The organism is Streptomyces mobaraensis (genome assembly GCF_020099395.1).
GTDB lineage: Bacteria > Actinomycetota > Actinomycetes > Streptomycetales > Streptomycetaceae > Streptomyces.
The window spans coordinates 7365707-7388509 of the sequence record NZ_CP083590.1 but is presented as its reverse complement, the minus strand read 5'-3'; the positions used below and the strand labels follow the sequence as shown (position 1 = coordinate 7388509).

1 protein-coding gene and 1 pseudogene are annotated in these 22803 nt (G+C 75.9%); both read right to left on the bottom strand.

The features are described 5' to 3' along the window. Positions 1-80: 80 nt before the first annotated feature. Positions 81-9761: pseudogene (locus K7I03_RS32430) on the bottom strand (amino acid adenylation domain-containing protein); the annotation flags it as partial. Next, positions 9758-22765: a non-ribosomal peptide synthetase gene (locus K7I03_RS32425; RefSeq protein ID WP_185943160.1), complete on the bottom strand. Its 13008-nt coding sequence runs from the start codon at positions 22763-22765 to the stop codon at positions 9758-9760. The gene K7I03_RS32425 and the pseudogene K7I03_RS32430, both read right to left, overlap by 4 nt. Positions 22766-22803 lie beyond the last annotated feature (38 nt).

Genomic DNA, 22803 nt, shown 5'->3' with positions numbered 1-22803 from the left:
TGGTGATCTCGGGTGGTTCAGGAAAGGGCCGCGGTGGTCTCCGGGGCACCCTCGTCCGGCCGGGCGGTGAGGAAGGCCGCGAGCTCGGCGACGGTGGGCCGGGCCAGCACGTCGCCGACGGTCACGCCGGTGCCGAACGCGTCGCGGACGCCGTGCAGCAGGGACATCAGCAGCAGCGAGTGGCCGCCGAGGTCGAAGAAGCCGTCGTCGACGCCGACGTCGGGCAGTCCGAGCACCTCGGCGAAGACGTTACACAGCGTCTGCTCCACGGCGTCGCGCGGGGCCCGGCCGGTAGAACCGACGGCCGTGTCGGCGGCGGTGGGCGCGGGGAGGGCCTTGCGGTCGAGCTTGCCGTTGACGGTCAGCGGCAGCGCGCCGAGGACGACGAACGCCGACGGGACCATGTACTCCGGCAACCGCGCGGCCAGCGACCGGCGGAGCTCCGCGACGTCCACGGCATCGGCGGCGGGGACGAGGTAGGCGGCCAGGCGCTTCACGCCGGGGACGTCCTCGCGGACCACGACGGCCGCTTGGGCGACGGAGGCGTCGGCGGTCAGCGCGTCCTCGATCTCGCCGGGCTCGACCCGGTAGCCGCGGATCTTGACCTGATCGTCGACCCGGCCGAGGAAGTCCAGCAGCCCGTCCTGCCGCCAGCGTACGACGTCGCCCGTGCGGTACATCCGCGCACCCGGCTCCCCGAACGGATCCGCCACGAAACGGCCGGCGGTCAGGCCGGGACGGCCGAGGTAGCCCCGGGCGAGTCCGACGCCGGAGACGTAGAGCTCGCCGGGGACGCCGACGGGCACGGGCCGGAGGTGGGCGTCGAGGACGTGGGCGCGGGTGTTCCAGATCGGACGCCCGACGGTGGCGGTGGCGCTGTCCAGCGTGCCCCCGCCGAGGGTGTTGATCGTGTACTCGGTCGGGCCGTAGAGGTTGTAGCCCATCACGCCAGGCGTTTCGCGCAGCCGCGTCCAGAGGGAGTCGGCCACGGCCTCACCGCCCAGCAGGACCAGCGCCGGCCGGTGCCGGTCCTCGTCCAACAGGCCGCATTCCACGAGCGCTTGGGCATAGGAGGGCGTCACATTGATGACGTCGACCTCGTGCTCGGCGCAGTAGGCGGCCAGCCCCTCCGCGTCACGCCGCAGCGACTCGTCCAGGACATGCACCTCGTGCCCCTCGACCAGCCACAGCAGCTCCTCCCACGACATGTCGAAGGAGAACGACACCGTGTGCGCGATCCGCAGCCGCCGACCGCCCGCGGCCGAGACCACCGGCTCGAAAATCGCCTCGCGGTGATTGAGCTGCATATTCGTCAGACCCCGGTACGGCGTCACCACACCCTTCGGTCGACCCGTCGACCCCGACGTGAAGATGACATACGCCGCCGCGTCGAGATCGACGTCCGCGTCCACCGGACCGGCCGGGAAATCGGCCAACTCCTTGGCGACGCACGGATCGTCCAGTTCGACGACGGGGACGCCGTGCACGTCCGGCATCCGGTGCCGGGCGGTCGAGTCGGTCAGCAGGACCACGGGACGGGTCTCGGCGACCATGTAGGCAAGCCGGTCCACCGGATAGTCCAGCTCCAGCGGCAGGTACGCCGCCCCGGTCCGCAGCACCGCGAACAGCGCCGCGACCATCTCCAGCGAACGCGGCAGCCCCAGCGCCACCACCCGCTCGGGACCGGCGCCCCGGGCCGCCAGCAGCCGTGCCAGGCGGTCGACCTCGGCGTCCAGTTCGGCGAAGGTCCACACCCGCTCGTCGGCCACCAGCGCGACCGCGTCCGGGACGGTCGCGGCGCGCTCGGCCAGCAGCTGCGCCACCGACTTCTCGGGCAGCGCGCGGTCCGTCGCCGCCCACTCCCCCAGCACCAGGCCGCGCTCGCGCGCGGTCAGCACGTCCAGGGTGCCGACGCGGCGGTGCGGGTCCTCGGCGATCTGGGCGAGGAGGGAGAGGAGGCGTTCGACGAGGGCCTCGGCGGTGGCACGGTCGTAGAGGTCGACCGCGTACTCGAAGGCGATGTCGATCTCCTCGGCGGTGGGCGTCTCCTCGAAGTTGAAGTCGAGTTCGAACTTGGCGGCGCCGAGCTCGAAGGGCAGGATGCGGCTCTCCAGGCCCAGGAGCCGGCCGGCGCGGCCGTCGTTGTTCTGGTAGCCGAGCATCACCTGGAACAGCGGGTGGCGGCCAGCCGCGCGCGGCGGGTTGAGCGCCTCGACGAGGCTGTCGAACGGCAGGTCCTGATGGGCGAAGGCGGCCAGGTCGTTCTCCCGTACCCGGCCGAGCAGTTCGGTGAACGTCGGGTCGCCGGACAGGTCGTTCCGCAGCACCAGGGTGTTGACGAAGAAGCCCACGAGCCCGTCAAGCGCAGCGTCCGAGCGGCCCGCGACGGGCGCGCCGAGCGGGATGTCGTCCCCTGCGCCGAGCCGGTGGAGGAGCGTGGCGACGGCGGCCTGGAGCACCATGAACGTCGTGGTGCCGGTGGCCGTCGCCGCGTCGCGGAGGCCGCGGTAGACGGCCGGCGGCACCTGGGCGCGCACGGTGTCGCCGCGGTGGCCGGTGTCCCGGCCGCGTGCCCGGTCGCGGGGCAGGGCGAGTTCCTCGGGCAGGCCGTCCAGGGCCTGCCGCCAGTAGGCGGTCTGCCGGTGATGGGCGCTCCGCTCGTCGGCCGGGTCGCCCAGCAGCTCGCGCTGCCAGAGCGTGTAGTCGGCGTACTGCACGGGCAGCGGCTCCCAGCCGGGGGCCGTGCCCGCCGCGCGGGCGGTGTACGCGGCGGTGAGGTCGTCGATGAACGGCAGCATCGACCACTCGTCGCCGGCGATGTGGTGGAAGAGGAGGACGAGGACGTGGTCCTCGGGGGCGACCTCCAACACCGTGACACGCAGCGGTAGTTCGCGCGTGAGGTCGAAGGCGTGGCGGACGGCCGTCTCGACGTCCGCGGACAGGGTCTCCTCCGTCGTGGCGGCGGTGTGCAGCGCCTCGGCAGGGTCGGGCGCGTCGAGGATCCGCTGGACGGGCCGGCCCTCGTGTTCGGCGACGACCGTGCGGAGGCTCTCGTGGCGCCGGGCCACGTCGGCGACGGCGTGCCGCAGCGCGTCCTCGTCGAGCGCGCCGGTCACGCGGACGACGAGCGGGACGTTGTACGTGACGCCCGCGTCGTCGAGGTTCTGGAGGTACCACATGCGCCGCTGGGCGTGCGAGAGCGGCAGTTCGGCCGGGCGCTCGCGGCAGGTCAGGGCGGGGCGGCGGTCGGCGCCCGGGGCGGTGCGCTCGGCGAGCGCGGCCGGGGTCGGGGCCTCGAAGAGGTCGCGGACGGCGAGGTCGGTGCCGAGTTCGGTGCGGATGCGGCTGACGAGGCGGGTGGCCAGGAGGGAGTGGCCGCCGAGATCGAGGAAGTGGTCGTCGGGGCCGACGGCCTGGACACCCAGCACCTCGCCGAAGAGGGCGCAGAGAAGTTCCTCGCGCTCGTTGCGGGGGGCGCGGCCGGTGCCGCCGAGGTCGGGGGCGGGGAGGGCCTTGCGGTCGAGCTTGCCGTTGACAGTCAGCGGCAGCGCGCCGAGGACGACGAACGCCGACGGCACCATGTACTCCGGCAGCGACGCGGCGAGCGACCGGCGGACCTCGGCGACATCCACGGCACCGGCGGCCGGGACCAGGTAAGCGGCCAGGCGCTTGAGGCCGGGGACGTCCTCACGGACCACAACGGCCGCCTGAGCAACCGAGGGGTGCCCGGTCAGGGCGTCCTCGATCTCCCCCGGCTCGACCCGGTATCCCCGGATCTTCACCTGGTCGTCGACCCGGCCCAGGAAGTCCAGCAGCCCGTCCTGCCGCCACCGCACCACGTCACCCGTGCGGTACATCCGCGCACCCGGCTCCCCGAACGGATCCGCCACGAACCGGCCGGCGGTCAAACCCGGACGGTCGAGGTACCCCCGGGCGAGACCGACGCCCGACACGTACAGCTCGCCGGGCACGCCGACCGGGACCGGCCTCAGCCAGGCGTCGAGGACGTGGGCGCGGGTGTTCCAGATCGGACGCCCGACGGTGGCGGTGGCGCTGTCCAGCGTGCCCCCGCCAAGGGTGTTGATCGTGTACTCGGTCGGACCGTAGAGGTTGTAGCCCATCACACCCGGCGTCTCACGCAGCCGCGTCCACAGCGACTCGGGCACGGCCTCGCCACCCAGCAGAACGAGGACGGGCCGGTGCCGGCCGTCGTCCAACAGGCCGCATTCCACGAGCGCTTGGGCATAGGAGGGCGTCACATTGATGACGTCGACCTCGTGCTCGGCGCAGTAGGCGGCCAGCCCCTCCGCGTCACGCCGCAGCGACTCGTCCAGGACATGCACCTCGTGCCCCTCGACCAGCCACAGCAGCTCCTCCCACGACATGTCGAAGGAGAACGACACCGTGTGCGCGATCCGCAACCGCCGCCCGCCCGCGGCCGAGACCACCGGCTCGAAAATCGCCTCGCGGTGATTGAGCTGCATGTTCGTCAGCCCCCGGTACGGCGTCACCACACCCTTCGGCCGACCCGTCGACCCCGACGTGAAGATGACATACGCCGCCGCGTCCAGATCGACGTCCGCGTCTACGAACTCACCCGGCAGCGCGGCGAGTTCGGTGACCATTGCCGGGTCGTCCAGCTCGACGACCGGGACGCCGTACACGTCCGGCATCCGGTCACGGACGGTCGAGTCGGTGACCAGGACGACGGGACGGGTCTCGGCGACCATGTAGGCGAGGCGGTCGGCCGGGTAGTCGAGTTCGAGCGGCAGGTACGCGGCGCCGGCGCGCAGGACGGCGAACAGGGCGGCCACCATGTCGAGCGACCGGGGCAGCCCGAGGGCGACCACCCGGTCGGGTCCGGCGCCCCGGGCGAGGAACAGCCGCGCGAGGCGGTTGACCCGGGCGTCGAGTTCGGCGTAGGTCCAGACGCGGCCCCCGGCGACGAGGGCGGCCGCGTCCGGGACGGCGGCGGCGCGCTCGGCCAGCAGGTCGGCCACCGAGGCGTCCGGCAGCTCCCGGTCCGTCGCCGCCCACTCCCCCAGCACCAGGCCGCGTTCCCGCCCGGTCAGCACGTCCAGGGCGCGGACGGGCACCTCGGGACCGGCGGTGACGCGGTCGAGCAGGGTGACGAGCCGTCCGGCGTGCTCCTCGACCGTGGCGCGGTCGAAGGCGTCGGGGCGGAACTTCCAGTCGAAGGTGAGCCGCTCGCCGGGGTTGGCGGTGAAGATGAGCGGGAAGTGCGTGGCGTCGACGTCCGTGACGCCCTCGACGCCCAGGGCCTCGCCGACGCGGTCGCGCTCGTCCTGGTCGACGGGGGTGTTGCGGAGCACCTGGAGGGTGTCGAAGAGGCGGGCGAGGCCGGTGGTGCGCTGGATGGCGCCCAGGCTGAGCTGGTGGTGGGGCAGGAGGGCCGCCTGTTCGCGCTGGAGGCGGGTGAGGAGGCCGGCCGCCGTCTCGTCGCGGTCGAGGCGGACGCGGACGGGGACGGTGTTGAGGAACATGCCGACGGTCCGGTCGATGCCCGGCAGGTCGGCGGGGCGGCCGGAGACGGTCGTCCCGAAGACCACGTCCTGCCGGCCGGTGAGCCCGGCGAGGAGCAGGCCCCAAGCGCCGGAGAGCACGGTGTTGAGGGTCAGGCCGTGGGCCTGGGCCCAGCCGGTGACGCGGGCGCTCAGTTCGGCGGTGAGCTCGGTGGTGTGCTCCTCGGGGAGGAGCGAGGCGCGCTCGCGGGCGTGCGGGGCGACGAGCGTCGGCTCCTCGACGCCGGCCAGGGCCGTGCGCCACGCCTCCTCGCCGGCGGCGGTGTCCTGGGCGTGCAGCCAGGCGAGGAAGTCCCGGTAGGGGAGCGGCTCTTCGCCGTCGGGGGATGCGAGGGAGCCGGTGGTGACGAGGGCGTGGCAGTGGGCCAGCAGCTCCTGGAGGAACAGCCCGGACGACCAGCCGTCCCACAGCAGCGTGTGGTTGGTGACGAGGATGTGCTGCCGGCCGTCGGGGGTGAGGACGGAGACCAGGCGCAGCAGCGGCGGGTTCGTCAGGTCGAAGCGGGTGCGGGCCTCGGCGTCCCGGAGCCGGGCGAGTTCGGCGTCGGCGGCCTCCGGCGCGAGTTCGCGCAGGTCGGCCTCGGTGACGGGCACGTCCACCGCGTCCGGGATGAACTGGACGGGCTCGTCGAGTCCGTCGTGCAGGAAGCCGGCGCGCAGGTTGGGGTGGCGGTCGAGGACGGCGGTCACGGCGGCGCGCAGCGCGTCGAGGGGAACGGGCCGGCGGAGGGTGACGACGTCGCGGGAGGTGTAGACGTCGAGCGCGTCCTCGTCGTACAGGGCCTCGAAGAGGAGGCCGCGCTGGAGCGGGGAGAGCGGCCAGACCTCGGCCTCTTCGGGCGCGGCGGCGCGGGCCTCGTCGCTGGGCCGGGGCAGCTCAGGCGCGGTGAACGGGGTGCTGTCAGAAGCCTCCCCGCGTGCGCGCTCGGCGAGTCCGGCCGGGGTGCGGCCCTCGAAGACGTCGCGGGGGCTGAGGGCGAGGCCCTCGGCGCGGGCGGCGCCGACGAGGCGGATGGAGGTGATGCTGTCGCCGCCGAGGCGGAAGAAGTCGTCGTGGACGCCGGCCCGGGGCAGGTCGAGGACCTCGGCGAAGATCCGGCAGAGCAGGGCCTCGGTGGCGTCGGCGGGCTCGCGGTCGTCGGCGTGCCCGGCGTAGTCGAGGGCGTCGTCGGCCGGCAGCGCGGTCCGGTCGATCTTGCCGTTGACGTTGAGCGGGAGCGCGTCGAGGACGGCGAAGGCGGACGGGACCATGTACTCGGGCAGCCGCGCCGCGCAGGCGGCCCGCAGCTCCCCGGTGTCCGGCGTGGCGCCGGGAGCCGGGACGACATAGGCGACGACGCGCTTGACGCCGGACGCGCTCGTGCGGACGAGGACGGCGGCGTGGCCGACGGCGGGCTGGTCGGCGAGGACGGCCTCGATCTCGCCGAGTTCGATGCGGTAGCCGCGGATCTTCACCTGGTCGTCGGTGCGGCCGAGGAAGTCCAGGCCGCCGTCCGGGCGGCGGCGGACGAGGTCGCCGGTGCGGTACATACGGCTGCCGGCCGGGCCGTAGGGGTCGGCGACGAAGCGGGACGCGGTGGTGCCCGGGCGGTCGAGGTAGCCGCGGGCGAGCTGGGCGCCGGCGAGGTAGAGCTCGCCGGGAACGCCGACGGGCACGGGCCGCAGCCAGCCGTCCAGGACGTGGGCGCGGGTGTTGCGCAGCGGCCGGCCGACGGTCGGGGTGGGGCTGTCGGCGAGGTCGGCGGCGAGGGCGTCGACGGTGAACTCGGTGGGCCCGTAGTAGTTGACGCAGGTCAGGCCGGGTGCGCGGTGCAGCCGCGCCCACAGCGCCTCGGGCACGGCCTCGCCGCCGAGCAGCAGGACAGCCGGCCGGTGCGGGGCGTCGGGGTCGAGGAGCCCGCTGTCGAGGAGCTGCTGGGCGTACGTGGGGGTGACGTCGAGGGTGTCGACGCGGTGTTCCCGGGCGTACGCGACGACCGCCTCGGCGTCCCGGCGCTCGTGCTCGCCGAGGACGTGCAGCTCGTGGCCGCCGATCAGCCAGATGAGCTGTTCCCAGGAGGAGTCGAAGGAGAACGAGGCGGTGTGCAGGGCGCGCAGCCGGTCGCGGCCGGTGGCGCGGACGGCGTCGGCGAAGATGGTGTCGAGGTGGTCGTGGGCGAGCGCGGTGAGGCCGCGGTGCTCAATGACGACGCCCTTGGGGCGGCCGGTGGAGCCGGAGGTGTGGATGACGTACGCGGGGTGGCCGGGGGCGACGGGTCCGCCGCGCTCGGCGTCGGTGAGCGGCCCGGCGGGCAGCGCGTCGAGGGCCGCGCGGACCTCGGAGTCGTCGAGGAGGACGACGGCCGTGCCGGGGGTGGCGGGCAGGCGGTCGGCGACCTCGCGGGTGGCGACAAGGAGGGCGGGCCGGGCGTCGTCCAGGAGCAGGGCGAGGCGCTCGTCGGGGTGGTCGAGGTCCAGCGGCAGGTAGGCGCCCCCGGCCTTGAGGACGGCGAGGATCGCCGTGACGGACGCGGTGGAGCGCGGCAGGGCGAGGGCGGCGACGCGCTCGGCACCGAGGCCCCGGGCGCGGAGCAGCCGGGCGAGCCGGTCGGAGCCCTCGTCGAGTGCGGCGAAGGAGAGCCGCTCGGTGCCGCCGTCGAGGGCCGGGCCGGCGAGGGCGGTGGCGTCGGGCGTGCGGGCGGCCTGCGCGGTGAACAGGTCGGTGACGGTGCCCGCCGGGACGGGGTGCTCGCCGCCGTCGGCGGCGGCCGTCAGCTCCTCGCCCTCGCCGGGCAGCAGGGTGTCGAGCCGGGCCAGCGGGGTGTCGGGCTGTTCGGCGAAGAGGGTGAGCAGGCGCAGGAAGCGGTCGGTGACGCGGCGGGCCGCCGCGTCGTCGAACAGGTCGGGCCGGTAGCCGAGTTCGAGGCGCAGGGTGGCGCCGGGCAGCACGGACATCGTCAGCGGGTAGTGCGTGGCGTCGCGGGCGCCGAGCCCGGTGACGCGCAGCCCGCTGCCCGTGGCTGCCGCGCCGAGGGTGTCGGAGACGTCGTCGCTGCCGCTGTAGTTCTCGACGACCAGCAGGGTGTCGAACAGCGGCCCGTCGACGGCCGTGAGCCGCTGGATGCCGCCGAGGCCGAGGTGCTGGTGGTCCATGAGGGCGGCCTGGTCGGCCTGGACGGCGGCGGCGGTGCTCGCGAGCGTCGCGTCGGGGGCGAGGCGGACGCGGACCGGCAGGGTGTTGATGAACAGGCCGACCATGGTGTCGGCGCCGGGCAGGTCGGCCGGGCGGCCGGAGACGGTGGTGCCGCTGACGACGTCGGTGGCGCCGGTGAGGGAGCCGACGAGGACGCCCCAGAGGGTGTGGGCGACGTTGCCGAGGGTCAGGCCGCGCGCGCGGGCCACGGAGGTGACGGCGGCGGTGAGTTCGGGCCCCGCCTCGGTCTCGACGGTACCGGGTTCGACGGCCGCGCCGAGCGCGGCGCCGGGGGCCACCGGGTGGGGCTCGGTGAACCCGTCGAGGGCGGCGGCCCAGGCCCGGCGGGCGGCCTCGGTATCGCGGGTGGCGAGCAGTTCGAGGTGGTCGCGGTAGGGGCGGACGGGCGGCAGGGCGGCGAGGTCGCCACGCGTGCCGACGAGGGTGAGCAGCTCCCGGACCAGGATCGGCATGGACCAGCCGTCGAGGAGGAGGTGGTGGCAGGTGATGACCAGGCGGGCGCGGTCCGCGTCCAGGCGCAGCAGGGTGAGCCGCAGCAGGGGCGGTTCGGCGAGGTCGAAGCGGTGGTTCCAGTCCTCGGCCATGGCCGCGCGGACCGCGTCCTCCTGGGCCGCCGCGTCGCCGGCGAGGGCGGTGAGGTCGCGTTCGCGCACGGGGGTGTCGACGTCGCGCGGGACGAACTGGACGGGCTCCTCGCCGTCGTCGTACCAGAAACCGGCGCGGAGGTTGGCGTGGCGGCGCAGCAGGGCGTCGGCGGCGGCCGCCAAGTCGGCGGTCTCCAGCGGGCCTTCGAGGTCGAGGTGGGACTGGACGACGTAGACGTCGCGGGCGTCCTCGTCGTAGACGGCGTGGAAGAGGAGGCCCTCCTGGAGGGAGGACAGGGGGTAGACGTCCTCCAGCGCGGACCCCGCTGCGGAGTCGGCCTGGGTCGGTGCGGTGGCGTCGTTCATGGTGGGGTTCTCGGTCCAGGAGGGAGTGGGGGCGGTGGGCTGCTGGTCGTGGCTCATCGGCTGGCCGGGGTTCATCGGCGCCTACGCAGGCGGGCTTCGAGGCGGTCGATGCGCTTCTGGTCGAGGCTGACCAGGCGGACGTCGGACGGGGTGATGCCGCCGGCGTGGGGGTCGGCGGTGTGCCGGGCGAGGGCGTCGAGCGCGGCGAACAGGCGGTCGGCGAGGTCGGCCACCTGCTCGTCGGTGAACAGGGCCTGCGGCCAGCTCCATTCGACGGCCAGTTCCGGCCTGCCGTCGGCGCCGGTGGTGACGGCGGCGTCGAGCTCCAGCGGGTACGGCACCGGCATGGCCGGGTCGGGCGCGGCGCCCTCGGCGACGGCGGCCCGCTCCGCGTCGGGGGCGAAGGGCCAGCGGCCGTCGCGCGGCCCGCCCTGGTGGTCGGTGCGCCCCCGGTAGTTGAAGAGGAGCTGCGAGGCGGGGAGCGCGGCGAGCAGGGGCGCGGTCTGCGCGTTGAGGTGGCGCAGCAGGCCGTGGCCCAGGCCCCGGTCGGGGGCCGCCCGCAGCTGCTCCTTGACCCGCTTGAGGGCGTCGCCCGCCGCCGGGCCGCCGGCCAGGGCGGCGGGCACGTCGAGCGTGGAGACGTCCAGGCGGACGGGGTGGACGGTGGTGAACCAGCCGACCGTGCGCGACAGGTCGGGGGTGAGCCCGGCGCTGTCGCTGCCGCCCCGGCCGTGGCCTTCCAGGTCGATCTGGAGGGCGCCGGTGTAGGCGGCGGGCAGGGCCGGGTTCGCGGCCCGGCGCCAGTCGGCGGCGGCGAGCGCGAGGCCGGCCAGCAGGACGTCGTCCACGCCGGCGGAGAACGCCTGCGGCACGGCGGTCAGCAGGGGCGCGGTGCGGTCGGCGGGCAGGGTGCGGCGCAGCGTCCGCAGGGTGGCGGTGGTGTCGCGGCGCGGGTCGGCGGGCGTACGGGACAGGGGTGCCTGCGGCCCGGCGAGCGCGGTGCGCCAGTAAGCGGCCTCGGCGGTACGCGCCCGGGTGTGGGCGTGCTCCAGCAGCTGGGCCGTCCAGGCGCGCAGCCCGGTCGCCTCGGGTTCGAGGGCGGGGGTACGGCCTTCGGCGCGGGCGGCGTACGCCTCGGCGAGCTCGGGGAGGAGAACGCGCCAGGAGACGCCGTCGACGGCCAGGTGGTGGACGGTCAGCAGCAGCCGGCCGTCCGCGTCCGGCCCGGCGTCGCCGTGGACGGCGCGCAGGACGGTGCCGGTGGCGGGGTCGAGCGCGGCGGCGGAGGCGTCGGCCTCCTTGACGAGCAGGTCCCGCAGGGCGGCGGCGTCCAGGCCGGTGAGGTCGGCCTGCCGCAGGGTGGCCGGGTCCGTCACGGCGGGGGCCGTGTCGGCGGGCAGGATCTCCTGCGTCCAGAGTCCGTCGGTGCGGTCCAGGCGCAGCCGCAGGGCCGGGTGGTTGCGGGCGAGGTCGGCGAGGGCCACGCGCAGCGGCTGGGGACGGAGCCCGGCGGGGACGGTGAGCAGCACCGACTGGTTGAACCGGTCGACGGGGCCGCCGTGTTCGCGCAGCCAGTGGACGACGGGCAGCAGGGGCAGTTCGCCGTCCTCGGCCACGGGCGCGGCGACGGGCTCTTCGGTGACCGCCGTGCCGCCCGCGGCGGCGAGGGCGGCCGGGGTCGGGTACTGGAAGACGTCCTTGGCGGCGACGGCGAAGCCTGCCTTGCGGGCGGCGCCGACGAGCTGGATGGAGACGATGCTGTCGCCGCCGAGGGCGAAGAAGTTCTCGTCCTCGCCGACCTCGGGCAGGCCCAGGACCTGCGCGAACACCGCTGCCATGGCGGTGGCCGGGGTGGCGTTCCCGGTAGGGGCCGGGCGGGGTGCGCGGCCGGGCTCGGGCAGGGCCTTGCGGTCGAGCTTGCCGTTGACGCTCAGCGGCAGCGCGTCCAGCAGGGTGACGACGGCGGGGACCATGTGCTCGGGGAGCCGTGCGGCGAGGGCGTCGCGCAGGCCCTGCGGGTCGGGCGTGGCGCCGGCGGCCGGGACGGCGTAGCCGACGAGCTGCCGGGCGCCGCCGGGGGCGAGCGGCCGGGCGACGACCGCGGCCTGGGCGACGGCGGGCAGGTCGGCCAACGCGGCCTCGATCTCACCGAGTTCGATGCGGAACCCGCGGATCTTCACCTGGTCGTCGGTGCGGCCGAGGTACTCGACCGAGCCGTCGGCGCGCCGCCGGACGAGGTCCCCGGTGCGGTACATGCGGCTGCCGGCGGGCCCGTACGGGTCGGCGACGAAGCGGGACGCGGTGAGGCCGGACCGGTTGAGGTAGCCGCGGGCCAGCTGGACGCCCGCGAGGTAGAGCTCGCCGGGGACGCCGACCGGGGCCGGGCGCAGGGCCGCGTCCAGGACGTGCAGGCGGGTGTTCCACACCGGCCGGCCGATGGGGACGACGCCGGCGCCGGGCTCGGCCCGGTGGTGGGTGACGTCGACGGCGGCCTCGGTCGGCCCGTACAGGTTGTGCGGCTCGATGTGCGGCCACAGCGCGGCGAACCGGTCCACGGCGGCGGCGGGCAGGGCCTCGCCGGAGCAGAAGACGCGGCGGACGCCGCGCAGTCCGGTGCGGATCGCCTCATCCTGCTCGGCCGCCGCGGTGAAGGCGGTGAGCATGGACGGGACGAAGTGGGCGGTGGTGACGCCGGTTTCGGCGATGAGACCGGCCAGGTAGTCGGGTTCGCGGTGGCCGCCGGGCCGCGCGAGGACCACGGCCGCGCCGCTGACGAGGGGCAGGAAGAACTCCCAGACGGAGACGTCGAAGCTGGCGGGGGTCTTCTGCAGGATCCGGTCCGCAGGCTGGACGTCGTACGCCTCCCGCATCCAGTCGAGGCGGTTGACGATGGCCTCGTGGGTCACCACGACGCCCTTGGGGCGGCCGGTGGAGCCGGAGGTGTAGATGACGTACGCGGCGTGGTGCGGCGCGGCTTCCACCGGAACGGCGGCCCCCGGGCCGGGCTCGTCGGTGAGGACGACGGGCGTCCCGTCGAGGCGCGGCAGCCGGTCGCGGACGGCGCCGACGGTCACCACGGCCACCGGCGCGGCGTCGGCCACCATGTCCGTGAGGCGCTCGGCCGGGTGGTCGAGGTCCAGCGGCAGGTAGGCGGCGCCGGACTTCAGGACGCCCAGCAAGGCGACCATCAGTTCGGCCGAGCGCGGCACGGCGACGGCCACGATCCGGTCGGGCCCGGCGCCGAGGTCGGCCAGCCGTCCGGCCAACGCACGCGCTAGATCATCGAGTTGACGGTACGTCAGCTCGTGGTCGGCATACCGGACGGCGAGCGCGTCCGGCGTCGCGGCCAGCCGCTCGGCGAACCGGGTGACGAGGGTGCCCGCGGGCACCGGGTGGTCGGTGGCGTTCCACTCCCCCGCCAGCGCCCGGCGCTCGCGCGGGCTGATCACCTCGACGCGGTCCAGGGGCCGGCCGGGGGCGGCGAGGGCCTGCTCCAGGACGTGCAGCAGCCGCTCGGCGAGGAGTTCGGCGGTGGCGTGGTCGTACAGATCAGTGGCGTGGATGACGGTGAGGTCGGTGTGCGCGCCGTCGGCGGACTCCAGGAAGGTGAACGCGAGGTCGAAGCGGGCCGCGTGCAGCGGGTCGGGGAGCAGCGTGGTCCGGGCGCCGAAGAGGGCGTCCAGGCCGGCGGCCTCCTTGCGGTGCTGGACCATCACCTGGAACAGCGGGTGCCGGCCCAGCGACCGCTCCGGGCTGACGATGTCCACCAGCCGGTCGAAGGGCAGGTCCTGATGGGCGAGCGCGCCGAGCACGGTCTCCCGGGCCCGCTCGACGAGCCGCTCGAAGGTGAGGGCGGCACCCTCGGAGGCCGTCAAGTCATGCCGCAACACGAGGGTGTTGACGAAGAAGCCGACGACGTTCTCGACGGCCTCGTCCACGCGTCCGGCGACGGGCGTGCCCAGGGCGACGTCGGTGCTCCCGGCGAGCGTGCCCAGCAGCAGGGCGCCGGCCGCCTGGGTGACCATGAACGGGGTGACGCCGGCGCCGTGCGCGTACGTGCGCAGCGCCCGGTGCAGGGCGTCGGGCAGTCGCAGCCGAACGGCGCCGCCGCGGCCGCTCGGCTCGGCCGGGCGGGGACGGTCGGTGGGCAGGGTCAGCTCGTCGGGGAGGCCGGCGAGCCGCTCGGTCCAGTAGGCGGTGAGGCGCTCGTCGGCGGGCAGGTCGCGCTGCCACAGGGCGTGGTCGGCGAACTGCAGCGGGAGCGGCTGCCACCCGGGGACGGCGCCCCGGCGGCGGGCGGCGTAGGCGGCGTCGAGGTCGCGCAGGAGCACGCCCTCGGACCACTCGTCGCCAACGATGTGGTGCAGGGCCACGCACAGCACGTGCGTCTCCGGTCCGGCCGTGAGCAGCGTGGCGTGCACCGGGGGCGCGGCGGCCAGGTCGAAGGCGCGGGCGCCGGCCGCGGCGACGGCCTCGTCCAGCCGCTCGGGGGCGACGTGCCGGACCTCGAACGGGATCCGGGCCTCCTCCGGCGTCAGCACCTTCTGGTACGGGCGTCCGTCGGTGTCGGGGAAGGCGGTGCGCAGCGCCTCGTGGCGGGCGACGACGTCGGCGAACGCGGCGCGCAGGGCGTCAACGTCGAGCGGTCCGTCGATCCGCAGCGAGCAGGGGATGGTGTAGGCGGTGCTGGGGCCCTGGAGCTGCTGGAGGAACCAGAGGCGGGCCTGCGCGGGCGACAGCGGCACCTCGGCCGGGCGCGTCCCGGCGGTGGGGCCGGGGCGGTCCGCGCCCGCGCCGTCCAGCCGGCGCGCGAGGGCGGCGGGGGTGCGGGCGTCGAACAGGTCGCGGATGGTGACGGGGGCGCCGAGCGCCGTGCGGACGCGGCCGACGAGCCGGGTGGCGAGCAGCGAGTGGCCGCCGAGGGCGAAGAAGTCGTCGTCGGGGCCGACGGCGGGCAGGCCGAGGACGTCGGCGAACGCGCCGCACACCAGGGCCTCGCGCTCGTCGCGCGGCGCCCGGCCGCCGCCACCGGCCGTGCCGGCGAAGGCGCCGGCGTCGGGCTCCGGCAGGGCCTGCCGGTCAAGCTTGCCGTTGACGTTCAGGGGCAGCGCGTCCAGGAGGACGATCGCGGACGGGACCATGTACTCGGGCAGGTGCGCCGCGATGGCAGCGCGCAGCTCCCCCGCGTCGGGACGGGCGCCGGGCACGGGGACGGCGTAGCCGACGAGGCGCTTGACGCCGCCGGCCGCGCCGCGCGCCAGCACGGCGGCCTGCGCGACGGCCGGCAGGGCGGCCAGTGCGGCTTCGACCTCGCCGGTCTCGACGCGGAAGCCGCGGATCTTCACCTGGTCGTCGTCGCGGCCGAGGTAGTCGAGGGTGCCGTCGGCGTGCCATCGGACGACGTCGCCGGTGCGGTACATGCGGGTGCCGTCGGGGCCGTACGGGTCGGCGACGAAGCGGGACGCGGTGAGGCCGGGCCGGTTGCCGTAGCCGCGGGCGAGGCCGGAACCGGCGATGTACAGCTCGCCGGGGACGCCGACGGGCACGGGCCGCAGCCGCGAATCGAGCACGTAGACGCGGGTGTTGGCGATGGGCCGGCCGACGGACGGCGCGGGGCTGTCGTCGAGGGCGGCGCCGAGGGTGTCGACGGTGTACTCGGTGGGGCCGTAGAAGTTGTGGCCGATGAGGCCTTCGGTGTCCCGGATGCGGGTCCACAGGGCGTCGTCGACGGCCTCGCCGCCGAGCAGGAACAGCACCGGCCGGTGGCCTTCCCCGTCCAGCAGCCCCCACTCGACGAGCTGGCGGCCGAAGGACGGGGTGACGTCGAGGGTGTCGATGCGGTCGGCGCGCAGCCGGGCCGCGAGGGCCTGCGGGTCGCGGCGCGACTCCTCGGTGTAGACGTGCAGTTCGTGGCCGCAGACCAGCCAGAGGAGCTGTTCCCAGGAGGAGTCGAAGGAGAACGAGGCGGTGTGCGCGGCGCGCAGCCGACGCCCGCCGGCGGCCTCCTCGGCGCGGGCGAAGACGGTGGAGCGGTGGTGGTCGAGCATGTTGACCAGGCCGCGGTGCGGCACCTGGACGCCCTTGGGGCGGCCGGTGGAGCCGGAGGTGTGGATGACGTACGCCAGGTCGTCGAGGGCGGGGCGGCGCGGGGTGACGCCCGGGTCGCCGTCGTCGCGCACGTCCTCCAGGAGGACGGCGGTGCGGCCGTCGAGGGGCAGCCGGTCCGCGACCTGACGGGTGGTCAGGACGGCGAGCGGCGCCGCGTCGTCCAGCATGAGCGCCACGCGATCGGCCGGGTGGTCGAGGTCCACCGGCAGGTAGGCGGCGCCCGCCTTGAGGGTGCCGAAGAGGGCGGCGACCAGGTCGGCGGAGCGGGGCAGGGCGAGGGCCACGACGGTGTCCGGGCCGGCGCCGAGGGCGGTGAGGCGGCGGGCGACGGCGTCGGCGCGGGCGCCGAGTTCGGCGTAGGTCCACCGCTGGTCGCCGCAGACGACGGCGGTGGCGTCGGGTGTGGCGGCGGCCTGCGCGTCGAAGGCGTCGACGACGGTGCCGGCGGGGATGTCCCGCTCGGTGGCGTTCCAGGCGCGCAGCAGGGTGTCGCGCTCGGCCGGGGCGAGGACGTCGAGGGAGCCGATGGGCGCGTCCGGGCGGGCGGCCATGGCGTCGAGCAGGCGCAGCAGGCGTGCGCCCAGGTCGGCGGCGCGGGCGGCGGTGAAGGTGTCGGGCCGGTACTCGACGGTGATGCGTGGGGCATCGCCCGGCAGGACGAGGACGGACAGCGGGTAGTGGGTGGCGCCGCGGTGGCCGATGCCGGTGACGCGCAGGTGCCCGGGGCGGCCGGACGGATCGGGGGCGGTCAGTTCGTCGGCGTCGACGGGGTAGTTCTCGAAGACGAGGAGGGTGTCGAAGAGGGTGCCGAGCCCGGCCTGGGCCTGGATGTCGGCGAGCCCCGCGTACTGGTGGTCGAGCAGGCGCGACTGGTGGTCCTGGAGGCGGGCCAGGGCGGCGGCGACGGTCTCGTCCTCGTCCACCGTGAAGCGAACCGGGATGGTGTTACTGAAGAGGCCGACGATGGACTCGACGCCGGGGATGTCGGCGGGACGGCCGGAGACCGTGGCGCCGAAGACGACGTCGGTGCGGCCGGTGAGCCGGCCCAGCAGGACCGCCCAGGCGCCCTGCACGAGGGTGTTGAGGGTCAGGCCGTGGTCGCGGGCGAGCGTGGTGAGCGCCGCGACCGTCCCGGCGGGCAGCGGCAGGTCGACCTCGCCGGCCGTGGCGCCGGCGGCCGGGTCGCCGTCGGCGAGGGTGTCGGCGAGCAGCGTCGGGGCCGTGAGGCCGTCGAGCGCGGTGCGCCAGGCGGCGGTGTGCGCGGCGGCGTCCTGGCGGGCGAGCCAGGCGAGGTGGCCGGCGTAGGAGGCGGCGGACGGGAGGGCGGAGGCATCGCCGCCGGCCGCGTAGGCGGCGATGACCTCGCGCAGCAGGACGGGGGTGGACCAGCCGTCCATGACGAGGTGGTGGCGGGTCAGCACCAGCCGGTGGCGCTCGGGGCCCAGGCGCAGCAGGGCGCAGCGGAGCAGCGGCGGCCGGGCCGGGTCGAACGGGGTGGTGGCCTCGGCGGTCTCGACGGCCTCCACCGCATCGGCGGGAGCGTTCGTCAGGTCGTGGACGGTCCACGGGACGGTGACCCGTGCGGCGACGGTCTGCACCGGCCGGTCGGCGACGGTGTGGTCGAAGGCGGCGCGCAGGGCGGGGTGACGGTTCGTCACGGCGTCGACGGCGCGGCGGAGCGCGGCCTCGTCGAGCGGGCCGGTCAGTTCCAGGCCGGTGAGGGAGGTGTAGAGGCCGTCGGCGCCGGTCTCGTAGAGGGCGTGGAAGAGGAGGCCGTCCTGGAGCGGGGAGAGCGGCCAGACGTCCTCGGTGCCGGGCCGGGCGTCGAGGACGCGGTCGAGGGCGGCCTGGCCGAGCCCGGCGAGCGGGACGTCGGACGGGGTCGGCCGGGGCTCGCCGGCCCGGGCGGCCCATCGAGCGAGGGCGTCCAGGGCGCGGAACCAGCGGTCGCCGAGGTCGCGGACGGCGTCCTCGGTGAGGACGCCCTCCGGCCAGGTCAGCACGGCGGTCAGCTCGGGGCCTTCGGGGCGGTCGTGGACGAACGCGCCGACCTCCAGGGCGTGTGCGGCGGGCAGTCCGGGGTCGCAGGCCGCGGCAAAGGCGTCGCCGGCGGGCGTCCAGGGCGCGTCGCCGGACGCGAACCGGCCGAGGTAGTTGAAGAGGAGCCGCGGCGCGGGCGCGGCGGCGAGCTCGGCGCGCGCCTCGGGGTCGAGGTACCGCAGCAGGCCGTACCCGGTGCCGTCGTCGGGCAGCGCGCGGAGCTGCTCCTTGACGAGGGCCAGGGCGCGCCCGGCGTCGTCCGGGTCGATGCCGCCGAGGTCGAGGCGGGCGGGGTACTCGCTGGTGAGCCAGCCGACGGTACGGGAGGTGTCGGCGCCGGGGACGAGGTGGTCCTGGCGGCCGTGCCCCTCCAGGCGCAGCAGCAGATCGGCGGGGGCCGCGGCACCCTGCCGCTCCCGCCGCCGGCCGAGCACGGCCAGGGCGAGGCCGGTGAGCAGCACGTGGTCGACGCCGGCCCGACGGGCGGCGGGCACGTCGGCGAGCAGCGGCGCGGTGCGGTCGGCGGGCAGGGTCAGCCGCAGGGTGCGACTGGTGGCGGCGGTGTCGCGGGCCGGGTCGACGGCCCGCTCCCCGAAGAGCGACCCGGCGCCCGGCGCCAAGGCCTCGCGCCAGAGCGGCAGTTGGGCGCGGACGGCGTCGGAGGTCGCGGCGGAGTGCAGCCCGCGTGCCCAGCGGCGCAGCGGGGTGCTCGCCGGTGCGAGCGCCTCGCCCTCGTACGCGGCGCGCAGGTCGGGCAGCAGGATGCGCCAGGAGACGCCGTCGACGGCGAGGTGGTGCACGGCCAGCACGAGCCGCCCGGGCACGTCCGGGCCGAGGTCGCACCAGGTGGCGGCGAGAACGGTCCCGGCGGCGGGGTCGAGCCGGTCGACGGCGGCGGCGCGCTCGCGCTCGACGGCGGCGTCGCGGTCGTCGTCTCCGGCGATGTGTGCGCGGTGGAGGGCGACGCCGGGGGCGGCGGAGGCGGGGAGGATCTCGGTGGTCCAGGTGGCGGCGCCGACGGCCGCGTCGGAGACGGCGGCTCCGGCCTCGGGGGCGGCGCCCAGGGGCGCGCCCGGGCCGGGGGCCGTCCGGCCGAAGCCGCCGTCAGCCGACGGGTCCCCGACCGGCCCGGGGGTGCCGGCCACGAACGCGGCGGCCGGAGCCGCCTCCAGGTCGCCGGAGCCGGCGGCACCGGCGGACGCCGGACGCACGACCCGCTCGGACACACCGGCCTCGGCCCCCGTACCCACGAGCGCGTCCGGGCCACCCTGGCCGGCGGCCGAGTGGGCGACACCGCCGTCAGCCGACGGGTCCCCGACCGGCCCGGGGATGTCGGCCTTGAGCGCGGCGGCCGCCGTCGCCTCCAGGTCGCCGGAGCCGGCGGCACCGGCGGACGCCGGGCTCACGGCCTGCCCCTGCACACCGCTCTCGGACCCGGCGCCCACGGGCGCGTCCGGGCCGCCGTGGCCGGGCTTCGCCCCGGCCGTCCGCGTGCCGGTGCCTGGCACCGGTACCGCGCGGCCGTGCTGCCGGCCCGCGACCGCGCCGTACCCGCCGGACTCGCCGTCCAGGCCCGTCACCAGCCGCATCCTCAATGCCTCATGATGACGCGTCAGCTCATTCAGCGCTCCCGTGAGCCGCTCCGGGTCCAGTCCCGCCGGGACGGTGACGACGGTCGTCTGGGCGAAGCGCCGTACCGGGCCGCCGCGTTCACGCAGCCACTCCGTGATGGGCGTCGCGGGAAGGGGGCCGGTCGCGTCCTCGCGGCGGTCTTCGGGTGCGGCGGAGTCGCCGGCCAGGCGTTCCGCGACGGCCGCGACGGCCGCGATCGTCTTGCGTTCGAAGACGGTCCGGGGCGTGATGCCCCAGCCCGCCCGGCGGGCGCGGCTGCCGAGCTGGATGGCGGAGATGCTGTCGCCGCCGAGGGAGAAGAAGTTGTCGTCGACGCCGACGGCGTCCAGGCCGAGGACGTCGGCGGCGACGTCGGCGAGCACCCGCTCGGCCTCGGTGCGCGGGGTGCGCGACGTGGGCGCGGCGGCGGGGGCCGGGTCGGGCAGGGCCTTGCGGTCGAGCTTGCCATTGAGGCTGAGGGGCAGGGCGTCGAGGAGGACGACGGCCGGCGGGACCATGTGCTCGGGCAGTGTGGCGGCCAGCGCGGCCCGCAGCTCCTCGGGGTCGAGGGCCTGTCCGGCGGCGGGCACGGCGTAGCCGACGAGGCGGCGGGTACCGCCGGGGGTGGTTGCGCGGGCGGTGACGGCGGCCGCGGCGACGCCGGGCAGCGCCTCCAACGCGGCCTCGATCTCGCCGAGTTCGATGCGGAAGCCGCGCACCTTGACCTGGTCGTCGGTGCGGCCGAGGTATTCGACGACGCCGTCGCCGTGCTCGTCGACGGCCCACCGGACGAGGTCGCCGGTGCGGTACATGCGCGTACCGTCCGGACGGTACGGGTCGGCGACGAAGCGGGAGGCGGTGAGGCCGGGGCGGTCGAGGTAACCGCGGGCGAGCTGGACGCCGGCGAGGTACAGCTCGCCGGGGACGCCGACCGGGACCGGGCGCAGCTCGGCGTCCAGCACGTACAGGCGGGTGTTCCACACCGGCCGGCCGATCGGGACGACGCCGGCGCCGGGCCGGGTGCGGTGGTAGGTGACGTCGACGGCGGCCTCGGTGGGCCCGTACAGGTTGTGCAGCGGCACGTCGGGCAGCGCGTCGTACCAGCGCTCGACGACGTCGCCGGGGAGGGCCTCGCCGGAGCAGAAGGCGCGGCGCAGGCCGGCGCAGGAGCGGGCGGCGGACGGCTCCTCCAGGAAGGCGCGGAGCATGGAGGGCACGAAGTGCAGGGTGGTGACGTGCCGTTCGGCGATGAGCCGGGCCAGGTAGGCGGGGTCCTTGTGGCCCTCGGGGCGGGCGAGGACGACGGTGGCGCCCTCGCACAGCGCCCAGAAGAACTCCCAGACGGAGACGTCGAAGCTGGCGGGGGTCTTCTGGAGGACCCGGTCGTCGGCGCGCAGCCGGTAGGCGTGCTGCATCCAGGCGAGGCGGTTGACGATGGCGCGGTGGGTGACGACGACGCCCTTGGGGCGGCCGGTGGAGCCGGAGGTGTAGATGACGTAGGCGGCGTCGTCGGGGCCGGGGCGGGTGACGGCGGCGCTCTCGCCTTCCTCGGACGGCTCGTCCAGCAGGAGGGCGTGCTCGCGGACGGCGGCCGGGAGCCGGTCCAGGACCGCGCGGACGGTGACGACGCGGACCGGACGCGCGTCCTCGGCCATGGCGGCGAGCCGGTCGGCCGGGTAGTCGGTGTCGAGCGGCAGGTAGGCGGCGCCGGACTTGAGGACGCCGACCAGGGCGGTCATCAGCTCGGCGGAGCGCGGCACGGCGACGGCGACGACCGTGTCGGGTCCGGCCCCGGCGGCGGCGAGCCGGCGGGCCAGGGCCTCGGCGCGGGCGTCGAGTTCGCGGTAGCTGAGGAGGGTGTCCTCGAAGACGACGGCGGTGGCGTCGGGGGTGGCGTCGGTCCGTTCGGCGATGCGCTCGACGAGGGTGGTGGCGGCGAGGGGCCGGTCGGTGGCGTTCCAGGTGCGCAGGACCGCTTCCCGTTCGCCGTCGGCGAGCAGTTCGGCGCGGTCGAGGGTGAGGGCGGGGTCGGCGGCGAGCCGGGCGACGAGGTCGGCGCAGCGCTCGGCGTGGCCGGCGAGCGTCGCGGCGTCGTACAGGGCCGGGTTGGCGTCGAATTCGAGGTGCAGCAGGCCGTCGGGGCTCTTGGTGACCGACACCGACAGGTCCTCGACCGGGCCGGAGGCCAGGTTGACGGTGTGTCCGGGGATGCCCGCGAAGTCGAGGTCGAGGTCGAAGGGCTTGATGTTGAGCATCGGCCCGTACAGCCGCGCCTCGCCGCCGACGAGGCCGAGGTCGCGGCGGATGTCCTCGCCGCGGTAGTGCTGGTGGCGGCGGGCGTCCTTGAGCTCTCCGGCGGCGCGCCGGATGAGGTCGGGGAAGGTGTCGCCGCCGGCGACGGACAGCCGGACGGGCAGCACGTTGACGGCCATGCCGGGGACGCGGAGGGTGCCGGGGGCGCTGCGGGCCATGAAGTGCATGCCGAGGACGGCGTCGGGGGTGCCGGTCATCCGGTGCAGGTAGGCGGCGACGCCGGCGGTGGCGGCCTCGGCCCAGGTGGCGCGGACGCCGTCGGCGCAGGCCAGGACGGCGGCGGAGCGCTCGGCGCCGAGGGTGACGCGGTGCCGGAGGAAGGTGGAGGACGCCTGGGCGGTCTGCTCGGTGAGGCCGGTGGCGGCCGGGCGGCCGGTGTGCCGGCCGGTCCAGTAGGCGCGGTCGGCGGCGGGCTTGTCGGAGGCGAGGTAGGCGCGGTCGGCCTCGACGAGCCGGGCGACGGGCTCGAACGGCGAGGCGGGGACGGGCTCGCCGTGCACGAGGGCGGTGTAGACGGCGGCGACGCGGCGGGTGAACAGGGCGACGCTGTAGCCGTCGACGACCAGGTGGTGGAAGTACTGGAACCACAGGTGGTGGTCGGGGGCGACGGTGACCAGCAGGGAGCCGGTGAGCGCCGGGGGTTCGCCGTCGGCGGCGTCGAGGCGGGGCGGGCAGGAGAGCTGGGCGCGGACCAGTTCGACGGCGGCGTCGACCGGGGAGGCGGCGCCGGTGGTGTCCAGCCGGGGCAGGTGCCAGGCGGCGGCGTCGAAGGGGACGGGGACCTGTACGGTGCGGCCGTCACGCTCGGCGAGCCGGATGTGCAGGCCGTCGGCCTCGGCGAGGGTGCGGCGGAGGGCCTCCTCCAGGGCCGTGACGTCCAGCGGGCCCTGGAGTTCCACGTACTGGCCGACGTTGTAGCCGGGGTTGTCCGGGTCGATCCGCTGCGCCGAGAGCACGCCCTCCTGGGCTCGTGTGAGCTCCAGGGTCCGTCCTGCGTCGCTGGTCACCTCTGGCATGGCGCCTTCCGGGTCGTTCGTGGAGGGTG